16 protein-coding genes are annotated in these 17,206 nt (G+C 60.7%); 10 read left to right on the forward strand and 6 right to left on the reverse strand.

Features of this window, described 5'->3' with window-relative positions; all coding sequences use genetic code 11:
* The first annotated feature begins 51 nt into the window (after window positions 1–51).
* The 5 genes from ACLH0H_RS10465 (at window position 52) to ACLH0H_RS10485 (ending at window position 5,463) form a co-directional block, all read left to right on the forward strand.
* Window positions 52–1,146, forward strand: coding sequence for a polyamine ABC transporter substrate-binding protein (locus tag ACLH0H_RS10465; RefSeq protein WP_411382397.1), 1,095 nt, complete (start codon window positions 52–54; stop codon window positions 1,144–1,146).
* Window positions 1,147–1,365: 219 nt separating this feature from the next.
* A complete protein-coding gene (locus ACLH0H_RS10470) occupies window positions 1,366–2,460 on the forward strand; it encodes a polyamine ABC transporter substrate-binding protein (RefSeq protein ID WP_411381941.1) in 1,095 nt (364 codons plus the stop codon).
* A 62-nt stretch (window positions 2,461–2,522) separates the two neighbouring features.
* A complete protein-coding gene (locus tag ACLH0H_RS10475; RefSeq protein WP_169376954.1) occupies window positions 2,523–3,665 on the forward strand; it encodes an ABC transporter ATP-binding protein in 1,143 nt (380 codons plus the stop codon).
* Window positions 3,662–4,582 carry an ABC transporter permease subunit gene (locus ACLH0H_RS10480; RefSeq protein ID WP_076951936.1) on the forward strand — a complete coding sequence of 307 codons (921 nt, stop codon included), beginning with the start codon at window positions 3,662–3,664 and terminating at the stop codon, window positions 4,580–4,582. The genes ACLH0H_RS10475 and ACLH0H_RS10480 overlap by 4 nt, the downstream gene beginning before the upstream one ends.
* Window positions 4,579–5,463: an ABC transporter permease subunit gene (locus tag ACLH0H_RS10485; RefSeq protein ID WP_057723417.1), complete on the forward strand. Its 885-nt coding sequence runs from the start codon at window positions 4,579–4,581 to the stop codon at window positions 5,461–5,463. The genes ACLH0H_RS10480 and ACLH0H_RS10485 overlap by 4 nt, the downstream gene beginning before the upstream one ends.
* 132 nt (window positions 5,464–5,595) lie before the next feature.
* Here the strand turns inward: ACLH0H_RS10485 and ACLH0H_RS10490 are convergent, their stop codons facing one another.
* Window positions 5,596–6,237, reverse strand: coding sequence for an HD domain-containing protein (locus tag ACLH0H_RS10490; protein WP_411381942.1), 642 nt, complete (start codon window positions 6,235–6,237; stop codon window positions 5,596–5,598).
* Between the two features lie 246 nt (window positions 6,238–6,483).
* On the opposite strand from ACLH0H_RS10490, the gene ACLH0H_RS10495 reads away from it, so the two are divergent.
* Window positions 6,484–7,449 carry a GlxA family transcriptional regulator gene (locus ACLH0H_RS10495; protein ID WP_411381943.1) on the forward strand — a complete coding sequence of 322 codons (966 nt, stop codon included), beginning with the start codon at window positions 6,484–6,486 and terminating at the stop codon, window positions 7,447–7,449.
* 139 nt (window positions 7,450–7,588) lie between these two features.
* On the opposite strand, the gene ACLH0H_RS10500 is transcribed toward ACLH0H_RS10495, so the two are convergent.
* Together ACLH0H_RS10500 and ACLH0H_RS10505 are read right to left on the reverse strand one after the other, a co-directional pair.
* Window positions 7,589–9,943 carry a penicillin acylase family protein gene (locus ACLH0H_RS10500; RefSeq protein WP_411381944.1) on the reverse strand — a complete coding sequence of 785 codons (2,355 nt, stop codon included), beginning with the start codon at window positions 9,941–9,943 and terminating at the stop codon, window positions 7,589–7,591.
* Window positions 9,944–9,972: 29 nt separating this feature from the next.
* Window positions 9,973–10,548 (reverse strand): DUF6436 domain-containing protein, encoded by a 576-nt coding sequence (locus tag ACLH0H_RS10505; RefSeq protein WP_411381945.1) that lies wholly within the window; start codon window positions 10,546–10,548, stop codon window positions 9,973–9,975.
* A 99-nt stretch (window positions 10,549–10,647) separates the two neighbouring features.
* Between ACLH0H_RS10505 and ACLH0H_RS10510 the strand changes: the two genes are divergently transcribed.
* Complete coding sequence (locus tag ACLH0H_RS10510; protein ID WP_411381946.1) at window positions 10,648–11,589, forward strand: alpha/beta hydrolase; 942 nt, start codon at window positions 10,648–10,650, stop codon at window positions 11,587–11,589.
* 85 nt (window positions 11,590–11,674) lie between these two features.
* On the opposite strand, the gene ACLH0H_RS10515 is transcribed toward ACLH0H_RS10510, so the two are convergent.
* Window positions 11,675–12,427 carry a DUF2059 domain-containing protein gene (locus tag ACLH0H_RS10515; RefSeq protein WP_411381947.1) on the reverse strand — a complete coding sequence of 251 codons (753 nt, stop codon included), beginning with the start codon at window positions 12,425–12,427 and terminating at the stop codon, window positions 11,675–11,677.
* Between the two features lie 131 nt (window positions 12,428–12,558).
* Here ACLH0H_RS10515 and ACLH0H_RS10520 point away from each other — a divergent pair, with 131 nt between their 5' ends.
* A complete protein-coding gene (locus tag ACLH0H_RS10520; protein ID WP_411382398.1) occupies window positions 12,559–13,191 on the forward strand; it encodes a 2OG-Fe(II) oxygenase in 633 nt (210 codons plus the stop codon).
* Between the two features lie 41 nt (window positions 13,192–13,232).
* On the opposite strand, the gene ACLH0H_RS10525 is transcribed toward ACLH0H_RS10520, so the two are convergent.
* Window positions 13,233–13,727 carry a transporter substrate-binding domain-containing protein gene (locus ACLH0H_RS10525; RefSeq protein WP_411381948.1) on the reverse strand — a complete coding sequence of 165 codons (495 nt, stop codon included), beginning with the start codon at window positions 13,725–13,727 and terminating at the stop codon, window positions 13,233–13,235.
* Between the two features lie 134 nt (window positions 13,728–13,861).
* Here ACLH0H_RS10525 and ACLH0H_RS10530 point away from each other — a divergent pair, with 134 nt between their 5' ends.
* On the forward strand, window positions 13,862–14,302 hold the full coding sequence (locus ACLH0H_RS10530) for a DUF4399 domain-containing protein (RefSeq protein ID WP_411381949.1): 441 nt from the start codon (window positions 13,862–13,864) through the stop codon (window positions 14,300–14,302).
* A 67-nt stretch (window positions 14,303–14,369) separates the two neighbouring features.
* On the opposite strand, the gene serA is transcribed toward ACLH0H_RS10530, so the two are convergent.
* Window positions 14,370–15,599 (reverse strand): phosphoglycerate dehydrogenase, encoded by a 1,230-nt coding sequence (gene serA, locus ACLH0H_RS10535; protein ID WP_076951925.1) that lies wholly within the window; start codon window positions 15,597–15,599, stop codon window positions 14,370–14,372.
* 205 nt (window positions 15,600–15,804) lie between these two features.
* Here serA and ACLH0H_RS10540 point away from each other — a divergent pair, with 205 nt between their 5' ends.
* Window positions 15,805–17,199, forward strand: a complete 1,395-nt coding sequence (locus ACLH0H_RS10540) for an FAD-binding oxidoreductase (protein ID WP_411381950.1) — start codon at window positions 15,805–15,807, stop codon at window positions 17,197–17,199.
* Window positions 17,200–17,206 lie beyond the last annotated feature (7 nt).

Below are 17,206 nucleotides of genomic sequence, written 5' to 3' on the forward strand. Positions count from 1 at the left end.
TGTGGCTAATAAAGAAAAAAATTGGAGCATCACCAAATGAAGGCATCAGGTTTGAAGAACGCCGGCAAGACCCTCCTCGCCTTGTCCCTGATGGGCGCAATGGCGGGCGCGGTGCAGGCAGACAATAAGGTTCTGCATGTGTACAACTGGTCCGACTACATCGCACCGGACACCATCGCCAACTTTGAAAAAGAGTCGGGCATCAAGGTGGTGTATGACGTTTTCGACAGCAACGAAACCCTGGAAGCCAAGCTGCTGGCGGGCAAGTCCGGCTACGACATCGTGGTGCCGTCGAACAACTTCCTGGCCAAGCAGATCAAGGCCGGCGTCTACCAGGAGCTGGACAAGTCCAAGCTGTCCAACTACGACAACCTGAACAAGTCCCTGCTTAAGGCCGTGTCGGTCAGCGACCCGGACAACAAGCATGCCTTCCCGTACATGTGGGGTTCGATCGGCATCGGCTACAACCCGGAGAAGGTCAAGGCCGCGCTGGGCGTGGACAAGATCGATTCGTGGGATGTGCTGCTCAAGCCTGAGAACATTGCCAAGCTCAAGAGCTGCGGCGTGAGCTTCCTCGATTCGCCGACCGAAATGCTGCCGATCGCCTTGCATTACCTCGGGCTGCCAACCGACAGCCAGAAAAAAGACGACTTGAAGCAAGCCGAGGCGTTGTTCCTCAAGATCCGTCCTTCGATCGGTTACTTCCACTCGTCCAAGTACATCTCCGACCTGGCCAACGGCAACATCTGCGTAGCCGTGGGTTACTCGGGTGACATCCAGCAGGCCAAGTCCCGCGCGGCTGAAGCTGGTGGCAAGGTGAAAGTGGCCTACGACATTCCGAAAGAAGGCGCAGGTAGCTTCTTCGACATGGTCGCCATCCCTAAAGATGCGGAAAACGTCGACGCCGCCTACAAGTTCATGAACTACTTGCTCAAGCCAGAAGTGATGGCTTCGATCACTGACAGCGTGCGCTTCCCGAACGGTAACGAGAAAGCCACCGCATTGGTCGACAAAGACATCACCAGCGACCCGGGTATCTACCCTCCAGCGGATGTGCAGGCCAAGCTCTATGCCATTGCTGATTTGCCGGCTGCAACCCAGCGTGAAATGACACGCAGCTGGACCAAGATCAAATCCGGCAAGTAACGCAAAAAACCTGTAGGAGCGAGCTTGCTCGCGAAAAATTCAAGAGCGCTGCGGGGTGCCTGATGCCCCGCATGATCGTTGACGACCTTCGCGAGCAAGCTCGCTCCTACAATTAAATGACAGAAAGTTTTGCCGGATCGGTTTATCGAGGGTAAGTTGCGCGCCGGTTTTGTTGCCGGGCAACAACTTTAAGGCCCAACTATTTTAGAGGACCTCCACTTGCCAATTTCTTTATTTCGCAAAGCCTTGCTGGTGGGTGCAGGTATCACGCTGGCTGTCAGCGTGCAGGCCGCACCCACGGTGCATATTTATAACTGGTCGGACTACATCGGTACCGACACCCTGGCCAACTTCGAAAAGGCCAGCGGCATCAAGCCCGTGTATGACGTCTTCGACTCCAACGAAACCTTGGAAGGCAAGCTGCTGGCCGGGCGTACCGGCTACGATGTGGTCGTGCCGTCCAACCACTTTCTCGGCAAGCAGATCAAGGCCGGGGCGTTCCAGAAGCTCGACAAGTCGTTGCTGACGAACTACGCCAACCTCGACCCGGCGTTGCTCAAACGCCTGGAAAAAAACGACCCGGACAACCAGTACGCCGTCCCGTACCTGTGGGGCACCAACGGCATCGGCTACAACGTCGATAAAGTGAAGGAAGTGCTGGGCGTCGACCATATCGATTCCTGGGCCGTGCTGTTCGAGCCGGAAAACATGAAGAAGCTGGCCACGTGCGGCGTATCGTTCATGGACTCGGCGGATGAAATGCTGCCGGCGGTGCTCAACTACATGGGCCTGGATCCCAACAGCAGCAACCCGGAAGACTACAAGAAGGCCGAAGCCAAGCTGCTCAAAGTGCGTCCTTACGTGACCTACTTCCATTCTTCCAAGTACATCTCGGACCTGGCCAACGGCAACATTTGCGTAGCGGCAGGTTTCTCCGGCGATGTGTTCCAGGCCAAGGCCCGCGCAAGCGAGGCGGGCAAAGGCGTGAACATCGCCTACGTGATTCCCAAGGAAGGCGGCAACCTGTGGTTTGACGTGCTGGCCATCCCCAAGGATGCGACCAACGTCAAGGAGGCCCACGCTTTCATCAATTATCTGTTGCAACCTGAGGTGATCGCCCAGGTCAGTGATTACGTCGGTTATGCCAACCCCAACCCTGGGGCGGACAAACTGATGGAGCAATCGATACGCGCCGACGAAGCGGTTTACCCACCGCAGGCGGTACTCGACAGGACATTCGTCAACTTCGAGTTGCCCCCCAAGGTGCAGCGTTTAATGACCCGCAGCTGGACCAAGGTCAAGACGGGCAAGTAAGGCTCAAACTATCCAAGTCCGCTCACCTGGGGCGGACTGCAAATTTGTTGGGAGTTTCGTAAATGGCAGTTGCCTCCGGCGCCTATAAGAAAGCCCTCGAGGGCGACCAGACACCGAAAAAGGTGCTGGTCAAAATCGACCGGGTCACGAAGAAGTTCGACGAGACGATTGCCGTGGACGATGTGTCCCTGGAAATCAAGAAAGGCGAAATCTTCGCCCTGCTCGGCGGTTCAGGTTCGGGCAAGTCCACCTTGCTGCGTATGCTCGCAGGCTTCGAGCGCCCGACCGAAGGCCGCATCTACCTAGACGGTGTCGACATTACTGACATGCCGCCCTACGAGCGGCCGATCAACATGATGTTCCAGTCCTACGCCTTGTTCCCGCACATGACCGTGGCGCAGAACATCGCCTTCGGCCTGCAGCAGGACAAGATCCCCAAGGCCGAGGTCGACGCCCGTGTGGCCGAGATGCTCAAGCTGGTGCAGATGAGCCAGTACGCCAAGCGCAAGCCGCACCAGTTGTCCGGCGGCCAGCGCCAGCGCGTGGCCCTGGCCCGCTCTCTGGCCAAGCGCCCGAAACTGCTGCTGCTCGATGAGCCGATGGGCGCCCTCGACAAAAAACTGCGTTCGCAGATGCAGCTTGAGCTGGTGGAGATCATCGAACGCGTCGGCGTGACCTGCGTGATGGTGACCCACGACCAGGAAGAGGCCATGACCATGGCCGAGCGCATCGCGATCATGCACCTGGGCTGGATCGCGCAGATCGGCAGCCCGATCGACATCTACGAAACGCCTACCAGCCGCCTGGTGTGCGAATTCATCGGCAACGTCAATATCTTCGACACCCAAGTGGTGGATGACGCCGAAGGCCACGCGGTGCTCAAATGCCCCGACCTGGACCGCGACATCTACGTCGGCTACGGCATCGCCACCGCGGTGGAAGACAAGTCGGTGACCTACGCCATTCGCCCGGAAAAGCTGCTGGTGACCACCGAAATGCCGACCTGCGAGCACAACTGGTCCAGCGGCAAGGTGCATGACATCGCGTACCTGGGCGGCCACTCGGTGTTCTACGTGCAATTGCCGAGCGGCAAGCTGGTGCAGTCCTTCGTGGCCAACGCCGAGCGCCGTGGCCAGCGTCCGACCTGGGGTGACCAGGTCTACGTGTGGTGGGAAGACGACAGCGGCGTGGTACTTCGCTCATGAACATGAAGAAGTTCAAGCGGCGCTTGGATCGCATCGTCCCCACCGGCAAGCAGGTGGTCATCGGGATTCCGTTCCTGTGGCTGTTCCTGTTTTTCGCACTGCCGTTTTTCATCGTGCTGAAAATCAGCTTTGCCGAAGCCGACGTGGCGATTCCGCCCTACACCGAGATCTATACCTACGTTGAGCAAAAGCTGCAGCTGGTGCTGAACCTGGCCAACTACCAACTGCTGGCCGGCGACGACCTGTACATCTCCGCGTACCTGGGCTCGCTGAAGATGGCGTTCTTCAGCACGCTGTTGTGCCTGCTGATCGGCTACCCGATGGCCTACGCCATTGCCACTGCGCGCAAAGAGATGCAGACCGTGCTGGTGCTGCTGATCATGATGCCGACCTGGACCGCAATCCTGATCCGCGTATATGCGTGGATGGGCATCCTGAGCAACAACGGTCTGCTCAATGGCTTCCTGATGTCCATGGGGCTGATCAACGAGCCGCTGCAGATCCTCAACACCAATATCGCGGTGTATATCGGCGTGGTCTATTCGTACCTGCCGTTCATGATCCTGCCGCTGTACGCCAACCTGGTGAAGCACGACCAGAGCCTGCTGGAGGCCGCGTCCGACCTGGGCTCGAGCACCTTCAACAGTTTCTGGAAGATCACCGTGCCGCTGTCCAAGAACGGCATCATCGCAGGCTGCATGCTGGTCTTCATCCCGGTAGTGGGCGAGTTCGTGATCCCGGAACTGCTCGGCGGCCCGGAAACCCTGATGATCGGTAAAGTGCTGTGGCAGGAATTCTTCAATAACCGTGACTGGCCGGTGGCGTCCGCCCTGGCGGTGGTGATGCTGGCGATCCTGATCGTGCCGATCATCCTGTTCAACCGCAGCCAGGCCAAAGAGCTGGAGGGCAAGATATGAAACGCTTTCGTTTCTCCAGCTTCATGCTGGTCGTGGGGTTGTTGTTTATCTACTTGCCGATGCTGATCCTGGTGATCTACTCGTTCAACGAGTCCAAGCTGGTGACGGTGTGGGGCGGTTGGTCGATCAAGTGGTACGTGGGCCTGCTGGACAACACGCAGTTGATGGGCTCGGTGGCGCGTTCGCTGGAAATCGCCTGCTACACGGCGGTCGCCGCGGTCGCCCTGGGTACGCTGGCGGCATTCGTGTTGACGCGCATCAGCCAGTTCAAGGGCCGTACCTTGTTCGGCGGCCTGGTGACGGCGCCGTTGGTGATGCCGGAAGTGATCACCGGTCTGTCGCTGTTGCTGCTGTTCGTGGCCATGGCGCAGATGATCGGTTGGCCCCAGGAGCGCGGCATCGTCACCATCTGGATCGCCCACACGACGTTCTGTGCGGCCTATGTGGCGGTGGTGGTGTCGGCGCGCCTGCGTGAGCTGGACCTGTCGATCGAAGAAGCGGCGATGGACCTGGGCGCGCGGCCGTGGAAGGTGTTCTTCCTGATCACCATTCCGATGATCGCGCCGTCGTTGGCGGCGGGCGGCATGATGTCGTTCGCGTTGTCCCTGGACGACCTGGTACTGGCGAGTTTCGTCTCGGGGCCGGGGTCGACGACGTTGCCGATGGAAGTGTTCTCGGCGGTGCGCCTTGGGGTTAAACCCGAGATCAACGCCGTGGCCAGCCTGATCCTGCTGGCGGTGTCGTTGGTGACCTTCCTGGTGTGGTTCTTCAGCCGCCGTGCCGAGGAACACCGCAAGAAGGCCATCCAGCAAGCGATCGAAGAAGCGGCTGCCGATGGTTGGCAGCAGCCGGACAAGCGCCGCGCGCCTGCACCGGTCTAACTGACTAAACAGGATCAAAAATGTGGGAGCGGGCTTGCTCGCGAATGCGGAGTGTCAGTCGACTTATTCATCAACTGACAGACTGCATTCGCGAGCAAGCCAGCTCCCACATTTGATTGCATTTCAAGTCAACTATGCAGCCCACGGCGACTTACGAATCACCTCCACAAAGTTCATCGGCTTGAACCCCGGCTCCTGATCCACCAGCACATCGGTCTTCACGTTGCCAAACGTGGTCTGCGGGCGATGGCGCAAGCCGTCGGCAAACGCGCAAATGATGCACTCCTTGAACCCTTCCCCACGTGGATGCGCATGCACCACGGCTTCGCGCTGCACGCTGGAAAACGCGGCGTAGTCCATGCCCAGCACGTCCATCTCCACACCGGCAGTCACCAGCGCCACGGTCGGCCGCAGATGCTGCGGCACGCCTGGCGTAGTGTGCAGTGCAATGGACAGCCACACTTGCTCGATATCGTCATCGCTCAGCCCGTAAGGCTTGAGAAAGGCAGCGGCTGCGTTGGCGCCGTCCACTTCAAAGCGTTCATTGTCGCTGCGGTGGCCCTCGACCAGGCCCAGGTCATGGAACATCGCGCCGACATAAAGCAGCTCCGGGTTGTAGGCCAACTGTTTGCGCTCGCCGCTCAGCGCGCCGAACAGGAACACCCGGCGGGAGTGGTGATAGAGCAGGTCGGATTCGGCGTCACGGATGTATTCGGTGGTGGCCCTGGCCAGGGCGCTATCGGGGACCTGAATGCCGGCGATGGTAGTGCGCATGGTGGTTCTCCTCTGGAAAGGGTTCCAGTCTGGTCGCGTGTCCGTGAGGCAGCTACCTTGGCGGGGGAGCGATGTCGGCCAATGTGCCTTCACATCGCGCCAAGGGTGTACCCGGTCAAATGTGGGAGCTGGCTTGCCTGCGATAGCATCTACTCGGTATACCTGATGGACCGGGGCGTCTGCATCGCAGGCAAGCCAGCTCCCACAGGGATTTGTGTTTATCCAGTTAGATAAGGTGTGTCGTGCATGGGCAAAACCGTCGCCATCCTGATCTTCCCCGGCGTCCAGTCATTGGACGTGACCGGTCCCATGGATGTGTTCTGCGAGGCCAACCGGTTTCTGCCACCGCAGGAGCACTATCAGTTGGAGGTCATCGGTTTCGGCCACGGCAATATGGCGGCTTCCAACGGCCTGTCGTTGCAGGCCCACCGGCATTACAGCCAAGCCCTGCAAGCCTACGACCTGCTGCTGGTCGCCGGTGGCCCGCAGTTGCCCTTTGAAGACTTTGGCGCCGAGTTCGATGATTGGCTTCGCGGGGCCACCGCGCGTGCGCGGCGCTTCGGTTCGATCTGCAACGGCGCCTTCCTGCTGGCCCGTGCCGGGTTGCTGGGTGGCAAAACCGTCACCACCCATTGGAACGATGCCGCCGAGCTGGCGCGCCTGTGCCCCACGGCCCAGGTCGAAGCCGACCGCCTTTATGTTCAGGACGGTAACCTCTACACCTCGGCCGGGGTGACGGCGGGTATCGATTTGTCGTTGTATCTGCTGGCCCAGGACCACGGCCCGGAAGTCGCGCTGAGCGTGGCCAAGCGCCTGGTTGTATTCACCCAGCGCGCAGGCGGGCAGTCGCAGTTCAGCCCGTTCCTCACGCCGCACGCTGAAACAACGTCAGCGGTAGCGCAGGTGCAGCTTTACGTATTGGCGAACCTGACGGGGGATTTGGCCATCGCCGACCTGGCCAGGGCGGCCAATATGAGCGCGCGCAATTTCTCCCGGGTGTTTGCCCGTGAGGCGCGGATAACGCCCGCGGAGTTTGTCGAGCGCGCGCGGGTGGACGCGGCGCGGGTGATGCTCGAAAGCAGCTGCGCGCCGCTCAAGACCGTGGCCTATCGATGCGGGTTCCGTGATGCCCAGCACATGCGCAGTGTGTTCAACCGCCGGCTGGGCGTGACGCCGCAACAGTTCCGGCTTAACTTTGCAGTCCCGCTGTAGGCCGGTAGTAGCATCACCCTGGACTCTATGTGGGAGCGGGCTTGCTCGCGAATGCAGTGTGTCAGTCGCCAGATTAGTTGACTGATACTCCGCATTCGCGAGCAAGCCCGCTCCCACATTTTGATCTGTTTCCAAGCGGCTATCGGGCTGGTAGCAACTTCAGCGTACCGCGCGTATTCGCCGTCACTTCCTCATCGGTAAAGTGCGCCTGTTCGTAGCCGCCTTCGATGTAGGTTTGCGCCTGGTCGCCGTAGTGCCGGTCAAACGGCACACCGCTTTGACCCACGGGGTTGATGGTCAGTGCGTGCGCCGCGTCGGCGAAGTCAATCAGGCGGCGTGTGGATGGTCCATAGGTGACGGGCCAAGGCGCCGGGCCGATGTTGGCCGACTGGTTGTTCGGCACTTCGTGGGCACCCGGCGCCGGGAACGGGCCGACATTGACGATCAGGTCCAACGGCTTTTGCGAGCCCAGCGGGTGGCCGTGGGTCAGGGTGTGGGCCTTGCCCCATTGCCATTGGCTCGGGTCATCGCCGAAGGTGGCCTTCAGATGCGCAAGGCTGTTGTCCCATGCGAACTTGACGGTGTCGGCGCGCTTGCCGTCCCACCACGGCGAATCCGGCGTGGCGGCCAGGCGTGGCAGGGCGGCGTCGATCACGCGGGTGCTGAGCAGGGTCTTGAACATGGCGTCGCCGAGTTTCGGGCGCAAGGCCGCGTCAGCCAGGTTGAACAGGAACTGGTTGAACAACGTGGCGCTGGTGGAATCGAGCGGGTAGTCGCCTTTCCAGGCGGCCAGTTGCTCTACCTGTTTCAACTGCGCCGGGTCCTTGACCACTTCGCGCAGCACCGGCAACAGCGGCGCCAGCAGGCGCGGGCCGAAGGCGGTGGTGGTGCCCAGCTGCAAGGCCTGGCTGTTGTCCATATCCCACTTCACCCGGTTATCGCTCAGTTGCAGGTTCAATTGCTGGCCACGGTCGGCCAAATTGTAATAGCCGGGGATCTCCATGCCGGTCGGTGAAACCGGCTGGGCATTGGCCGAGACTACATAACCGCGCGCCGGGTTCTCTTCCTGCGGGTTTGCGCTGAATGGGTAGAAGCCCAGCTTGTCAGCCTGGGCGGTGCTGCCGTCGAGGATAAAGCCAGGGTGGGTTCCGGCCGGGCGAATCGGCAACTGCGCCGCCGCCCACCAGCCGATATCGCCCTGGGCATTGGCCCACACGATATTCAGGCCCGGCGCGGACACCTTCGACGCCGCCGCACGCGCCTTGGCCAGGGTGTCGGCGCGGTTGAGCTGGTAGAAGCCTTCGAGGATCGGGTTCTGGGTGTCGAGAAACGCCCACCACATGGCGATCGGGGTCTTGCCGGCGCTCTCGCCCAGCACGTCATTGATGATCGGCCCGTGGGGGGATTGGCGTAGCGTCAAGGTCACCGGCGTCTGGCCTTTTACCGCGATCTGCTGCTCTGTGTGGGTCATGTCCACCCATTGGTCGTGATACCAGACCTGGTTGGGGTTGTCCGGGTTGAGCTTTTCGGCGATCAGGTCGAGGTCATCGTTCTGGAACATGGTCAGGCTCCAGCCGAAATCCAGGTTGTGCCCCAGGAACGCCACCGGCAGCAGTGCGTTGTGATAACCGTACAACTCGAAACCCGGCGCCGACAGCTGCGCCTCGTACCATACCGACGGCGCCGAAAAGCGAATGTGCGGATCACCGGCCAGCAACGGCTTGCCGCTCTTGGTGCGGTTACCGCTGACGGCCCAGGCGTTGCTGCCTTCGAACTGCGGCAAGCCGTTGTCGGCCAGGGCCTGTTCGCTCAGGGCGGCGATGGCGCCCAAGGCTTGCCAGTCACTGGCGGCGAGGTTGAGGGCGCCTTGGGGCTGCCAGTCCAGGTCGAAGATTTTCAGGTAATCGCTGCCCAATTGATCGCGTACGTAAGTCAGCAGGGGCTCGGTGCGAAACGCAGCAGCAAAGCTGTAGGCCATATACCCGGCGACGCTGATGCTGTCCTCGGCGGTAAACGGCCGCTCGGGGATGCCCAAGACGTCGAACTCCATCGGCCGCGCGTGGCTGTCCTGATACTGGTTGATCCCGTCCAGGTAGGCTTGCAAGGCCTTCCAGTGGGCCGAGGTATGATCGAGCTGCGCCACATAGGTGTCGGCGCGCTCGCGAATGCGCAGGCTGCGGAACAGCTTGTCGGTCTCCAGCACCTTGGGCCCCAGCACCTCGGCCAGCTCGCCACGGGCCAGGCGCCGCATGATTTCCATCTGGAACAGCCGGTCCTGGGCGTGCACATAACCCAGGGCGCGATACAGGTCGGTTTCGTTCTGGGCACGAATGTGCGGCACGCCGCGGTCGTCGTAACGCACGGTGACCGGGCCCTGCAGGTTGGCCAGCGTCACTGTGCCCTGGCGCGTGGGCTGCTTGCTGTACACGTACCAGCCGGCGCCGAGGGCGATCAGTACCGCAAGCACCGCGAGGGTCCTCAAGACGCGCTTCATGGGCATTCCTTATGGAGAGTTGGTGGCAGCTACGAGCCTTTTGGCCACGAACAATAGCAGCCCACCGCCAGGGTGTGCGTGGCATTCACCGGTCGCCTCGCTTCAAGGGTCTTCAAGATCGGTTCGATAAAGCTGTTGCCGGCATTGCACGTAAGGCCTTCGCTGTAGGGCCCGAAATAGGCCAGCTTGCCGCTGCGATCCCAGATGCCCACGGCTGGGCTGGCCGGCACTTGATCAGCGCCGGGCAGTGTATTGAGGATTTTCATCCTGCGCAGGTTCTCGGGCAGTTGGCCATGGCTGCCGGGTTTTTGCAGGGCGTAGAACTCGACGCCTTTGGGCGCGTATTGCTCGATCAACTCGCCCAAGTGCTGTTGGTTGCCGACGTTGCAGGGGCAGGCCGGGTCCCAGAAGTGCACCAGGCGGATCGGGCCCGGGCCCGCAAGCTCGGCCGGCAGCCTCAGCGGGTCACCGGAGAAGACCGCCGTGTGTTCGCTGAAGGCGCGCAGGTAGCGGCCCTGGAACCAGTCATAGGCCACCCACAGCACCCCGGCGCAGATAACCAGGATCAGGCCGGCGAACAAGGCGGTGCGGTGGGGCTGTCGCATTCAGATGTATCCTCGAAGGTCGCGTAGCTTGCCATGCTTGTCCTGACAGATGAATATCGCAGCTTGAAATTCATCTCTGCCGTCAGTCTGGAACCCTTTATGCCTGTGACCTTTGACCCCGATCATCTGCGCGAAAGCCTGCGGCCCCTGGTGGATGCGCAACCGCTTTCGGCCGAGGCGCGGGTCTACCAGCGTTTCTATGGGCTGGATCTGGCTGCACGCACCGTCCCGGTAGTGAGCCGGCTGGGGCGTTTCGAGGTGGATGGCTTTGAGGTGGTCGCCCAGGTGTGGTGGCCGCCAGTGCCGGTGGCCACGATGTTCCTGTTCCACGGCTTTTATGACCACATGGGACTGTACCGCCATGTGGTGGACTGGGCGCTGGACCAGGGGTTCATGGTGATCGCCTGCGACTTGCCCGGCCACGGCCTATCCAGCGGCCCGCGCGCCAGCATCGATGAATTTTCGGTGTATCAGGACGTGGTGCAGGCCCTGTTCAGCCAGGCCGAGGCACTGCAACTGCCGCAGCCCTGGCACTTGTTCGGGCAAAGCACCGGCGGGGCGGTAGTGGTGGATCACCTGCTCAACCATGGCGCCGCCAGCCCGGCCCAGGGCAGGACCTTTCTGCTATCGCCGTTGGTGCGGCCACGTGCCTGGGGTTGGTCGCAAGTCAGCTATTACCTGCTGCGGCCGTTCGTCAACGGCATTGCGCGGCGGTTCAGCGAGAACACCCACGATCCCGCGTTCAAACCTTTCCTTGAGGCCGACCCGCTGCAGCCGCGCCAACTGCCGACTGCCTGGGTTGGCGCATTGGCGCGCTGGATCAAACGCATCGAAGCCGCGCCGCGCAGCCCGAGGCGGCCGGTGATTGTGCAGGGCGAGGAAGACATGACGGTGGACTGGCAGCACAACCTGCAGGTGCTGCGCAGCAAGTTCGACCAGCCCGAGGTGTTGATGCTGCCGAGGGGCAGGCATCATTTGGCGAATGAGATTGAGGAGATTCGCGAAGAGTATTTCCGCTATTTGACGGATCATCTGAAGTAACACGGCCCAACTGTGGGAGCTGGCTTGCCTGCGATAGCGGTGTGTCAGTCACCACCGCTATCGCAGGCAAGCCAGCTCCCACAGTTTACGGTGCCAGGCTGGAGGTACTCTGACCAACTGCCAATCCCGCACGAACCGCCGCCAGCGCCGCCTGGTAATACGCCTTGCCCTCCGGCGATTCGGCAAAGGCCGCGAATTCTTCCAGCTCCGGGTCAGACAAATCCCGGTAGACATACAACAAGGTGTTGTTCAGGTCCTTGTCGATCTGCTGCATCAACCGCTCACGCTGGCCGTTCAACATGCCCTGTGCCTGACCGCCGCCCAACAGGCCGGGGATCATCTGGCTCAGGCTGTCGGCCGCCACACCGGCAATCGCCAGGCTGACTTCGGCGCCGGCTTCACGGGCCGGCAGCGCCTGGGCCAGGTGGCCGATGATCAGGCTGCGGGTGGCGTCTGCTTCGATTTTCGGCAAGCCTTGGGCGTTTTTCGCCAGTTGGTCGCGGCGTGTGGCCTGCAACTCGGCGGCCACAATCTTGCGGCCCAAGGTCGATTGAAAAAACGCCAGGGCGGGTTTGGGGTCCGCCAGGTGTTTGCGCAATTGCGCTTCGGCACGCTGGTCCATGGCCTGGGCGGCAAAACGCTTATTGCTGTTGTCCACCAGCGCCTGGTACACCGCCGGCGGCAGGCTGTTGCGGTAGCGCTGCTGGGCGGCACTGAGGGCGTCATTGAAGTGCGCACGTTGTTCGGCCCAGCCGGCGACCTTGTACAACTGGTCATGGCCGTCTGCCCAAGCGGGCAAAACGCAGAACATCAACAAGGAAAAAAACAAACGACGCATATGGACTCCTGTCAGTCGGCCACTATTGTCCGTGTCGGGCGTAGGATTTGTCGAGAAGTCCTATCAGTCACCTGACTAAAGTGTATTCAGACGCTCGGCGGCTCTGTCGGATTCACAGGCGTATGGATACTATGCGCGCCATGCAAATACCCCTCGATCACCCCTTGCTGCAACGCATTGTCGACGACCTGGCCGAAAAGGGCTGGTCCCGGCAGGACGGCTTCCTGCCCCAGGCTCTGACCCTGGAACTGGCGGCTGAGTGCCGTAAACGTGCGGCCGAGGGTGAACTGGCTCCGGCGGCGGTTGGGCGCGGCCCGGCCCAGGAAATCCGCGAGGGTATTCGCGGTGACCATATCCAGTGGCTGGAAGAGGGCGATGCGCCAGTCTGCGACAGTTACATGGCGATCATGGACAGCCTGCGCCTGGCGATGAACCGCGGCCTGTTCCTCGGACTGGAAGATTTCGAAAGTCACTTTGCCATGTACCCGCCGGGAGCGTTCTACCTCAAGCACCTGGACCGTTTCCGCGACGATGACCGGCGCATGGTCTCGGCGGTCATCTACTTGAACGACGCCTGGCTGCCCGAGCATGGCGGCCAGTTGCGCATGTACCTCAAGGACGGCGTCGAATACGACGTGGTGCCCAGCGGCGGTTGCCTGGTGGTGTTCCTCTCGGGCGAAGTGCCTCACGAAGTCATGCCCGCCACGCGCGAACGCCTGTCCCTCACCGGCTGGTTTCGCCGGCGGGGCAACGAGCCGTTTTGAGCTTGCCCAGCTCTGTGAAGCTATAGGTCAAATCCAAAGAGTCATTGCGTCTTGACTGTTGGCGTGTCGCCTTCGAGCCACTTCTGCGCCAGTGCCTTCAATCGCCCGTCGTCCTTCATCCGCTTCAGCGCCTCATCCAAACTTACCTTGAACGCTGGGTTACCCTTCTGGAACGGTATCGCCAGCTCAGGCTTCTCGTTGTAGGGCACACTGAAATCGAAACGATCCTGCAGCGCGGCAGTCATAGCGAAATGGTTGATGGCCACGTCGTACTTGCCGGTTTCCACCCCCGACAGCAGGTCGGTGTCATCGGTGGTGATAAACGAGGGGCGCACGTCCATCTCCTTGGCCAGTTGTTCACCCAACTCCACTTCGAAGCCGGTGAGTTTGTCGCCTTCCTTGAAATTGAACGGCGGTGTGTTGGCTTCAACGGCGATGCGCAGTTCGCCACGGTCATTGACGTCGTCGATCAATTCGGCATGAGCCAATGGGCTCAGCAGGGGAAGCAGCAGTAACAGGCCAGGCGAAAAGCGCATGGTCACTCCTAGAAATTTTTAATGTGCGAGGCGCCGTTCAGCATCGCTTTGCTATGGTGTCGAGTGCCTTGGACAGCGATTTGTCACGAAGTTGTCATCCCCCTACAGATTTCACAGAAAAACTGGAGAAGCGAATGAAAGCTCTTTTGTCACGTGCAACCCTGGCCAGCGTGTTGCTGGGCGCCTCGATGTTGGCCAATGCCGCTGATGTTCCTCGTACGCCTGCCCCCAAAGGGGCCGAGGTGTTTATCGTCTCGCCTAAAGACGGCGCTACCGTCGACAAAACCTTCACTGTCAAGTTTGGCATCAAGGGTCTGGACCTGGAGCCGATCGACAAGCAGGTGCCGGGCGCCGGCCACCATCACCTGCTGGTGGACCAGGAGGTGAAGGCGCTTAAGGCGGACGAAGCCATCCCGGCCACTGCTACTTCGATTCATTTCGGCAAGGCGCAAACCGAAACCGAACTGACCCTGAGCCCAGGCAAGCACACCTTGCAACTGGTGGCTGGCGATAACGTGCATCGCCAATTCGAGCCCACTGTCGCCTCGAAAGTCATCACGGTTAACGTCAAGTAAGCGTTGTTCAGACAAAAAAATGGGAGACCCCTGCGGGTCTCCCATTTTTTGTGCGGCGTTTGAAGCGTTAGAACAACACGCGGCTACGAATCGTGCCGGTGATGTGCTGCAGCTTCTCTTGCGCCAGGTCCGAGTACTCGGCATCGACGTCGATCACCACATAGCCGACCTTCTCGTTGGTCTGCAGGAACTGACCGGAGATGTTGATGCCGTTTTCCGCGAAGACCTTGTTGATCTCCATCATCACGCCAGGAATGTTCTGGTGGATGTGCAGCAGGCGGTGCTTGCCAGGGTGAGCCGGCAGGGCCACTTCCGGAAAGTTGACGGACGATACCGAGGTACCGTTGTCGCTGTACTTTACCAGCTTTTCCGAGACTTCCAGGCCGATGTTGGCTTGGGCTTCTGCGGTGGAGCCGCCGATGTGCGGGGTCAGGATCACGTTGTCCAGGCCACGCAGCGGGCTTTCGAAGATGTCGTCATTGGAGCGTGGCTCCACCGGGAACACGTCGATGGCGGCGCCGATCAGGTGCTTGTCCTTGATCGCGTCGGCCAGGGCGTCCAGCTCGACCACGGTGCCGCGTGCGGCGTTGATCAGGATCCCGCCTTTCTTGATGGCGCGGATTTCCTTCTCGCCGATCATCCACTGGGTCTCGGCGGTTTCCGGAACGTGCAGGGTGACGATGTCGGACATGCCCAGCAGTTCGGTCAGGCTCGACACTTGCGTGGCGTTGCCCAAGGGCAGCTTGGTCAGGGTGTCGTAAAAGAACACCTGCATCCCCAAGCCTTCCGCCAGTACCGACAGCTGCGTGCCGATCGAGCCGTAACCGACGATGCCCAGCTTCTTGCCGCGGATTTCGAAGGAGTTGGCCGCGCTCTTGATCCATCCGCCACGGTGGCAGGATGCGTTCTTCTCGGGGATACCGCGCAGCAGCAGAATCGCCTCGGCCAGCACCAGCTCCGCAACGGAACGGGTATTGGAGTACGGTGCGTTGAACACCGCGATGCCACGCTCGCGCGCTGCGTTGAGGTCGACCTGGTTGGTGCCGATGCAGAAACAGCCAACCGCCACGAGCTTCTTGGCGTGGTCGAAGATCTCTTCGGTCAGCTGAGTGCGTGAGCGAATGCCGATAAAGTGCGCGTCGGCGATCTTTTCCTTGAGCTGGGCTTCCGGCAGAGAACTGGTGATGTACTCAATGCTGGTGTACCCGGCGGCTTTCAGAACGTCGACAGCCGATGGGTGGACGCCTTCCAGAAGAAGGAACTTGATCTTGCTCTTATCGAGAGAAGTCTTGCTCATCTGCGTAAACCTGTATCCCGGAGAAAAATGGCAGGGAATCGGATCGCTTAAGCTGACCCGGACGGCAGGAAAGCCGTCACCGCAGAAACGCCCTTGGGCTCTGTCCTGCGGGGGCGGTATGCTAGCATACGCGCCCCGCTAAACACCTATTCCTGCGACGTGAAGCGTTCTCAGGATGACCATGAATTGTTCGAGAGTTCTGTCGATGACCCATCCTGCCCTGATTGATGAGCTAAAGACCCTGGTTGAGCCCGGCAAAGTGCTGACCGACGCCGACTCCCTGGAGGCTTACGGCAAGGATTGGACCAAGCACTTCGCACCCGCGCCGACCGCCATTGTCTTCCCAAAGACCACCGAGCAGGTACAGGCCATCGTGCGTTGGGCCAATACGCACAAGGTGGCGCTGGTGCCTTCCGGCGGGCGCACCGGCCTGTCGGCAGCCGCCGTGGCGGCGAATGGGGAAGTGGTGGTGTCGTTCGACTACATGAACCAAGTCCTCGACGTGAACCTCACCGACCGCACCGCCGTGTGCCAGCCGGGCGTGGTCACCAAGCAGTTGCAGAACGTCGCTGAAGAAAATGGCCTGTACTACCCGGTGGATTTCGCATCGTCCGGTTCCAGTCAGATCGGCGGCAACATCGGCACCAATGCCGGCGGCATCAAGGTGATTCGCTACGGCATGACCCGCAACTGGGTGGCCGGCATGAAAGTCGTCACCGGCAAGGGCGATGTGCTGGAACTGAACCGCGACCTGATCAAGAACGCCACCGGCTACGACATGCGCCAGCTGTTCATCGGCGCCGAAGGAACCCTGGGCTTTGTGGTCGAAGCCACCATGCGCCTGGACCGTGCGCCGAAAAATCTCACCGCCATGGTGCTGGGTACCACCGACTTCGACTCGATCATGCCGGTATTGCACGCGTTCCAGAGCAAGCTCGACCTGACCGCCTTCGAGTTTTTTTCGGACAAGGCCTTGGCCAAAGTCCTCGGCCGTGGCGACGTGCCAGCGCCGTTCGAAACCGAGTGCCCCTTCTATGCGCTACTGGAATTCGAAGCCACCACTGAAGAAGTCGCCAACCATGCTCTGGAAACCTTCGAGCACTGCGTCGAGCAGGGCTGGGTGCTGGACGGCGTGATGAGCCAGAGCGAAACCCAGCTGCACAACCTGTGGAAGCTGCGCGAGTACATCTCCGAGACCATTTCCCACTGGACGCCGTACAAGAACGATATCTCCGTCACTGTCTCCAAAGTGCCGGCGTTCTTGCAGGAAATCGATGCGATTGTTGGCGAGCACTACCCGGACTTCGAAATCGTCTGGTTCGGCCACATCGGCGACGGCAACCTGCACCTGAACATCCTCAAACCGGAAACCCTGAGCAAGGATGAGTTCTTTGCCAAGTGCGCCACGGTGAACAAGTGGGTATTTGAAACAGTTGCGAAGTACAACGGTTCGATCTCCGCCGAGCACGGCGTGGGCATGACCAAGCGCGATTACCTGACCTACAGCCGTTCGCCGGTTGAAATCGAATACATGAAAGCAGTGAAAGCCGTGTTCGACCCCAACGGGATCATGAACCCTGGCAAGATCTTCGCTGTTTAACCGCCCC

This window comes from Pseudomonas sp. MPB26 (assembly GCF_046605355.1).
In the GTDB taxonomy this organism is placed as follows: domain Bacteria; phylum Pseudomonadota; class Gammaproteobacteria; order Pseudomonadales; family Pseudomonadaceae; genus Aquipseudomonas; species Aquipseudomonas cedrina.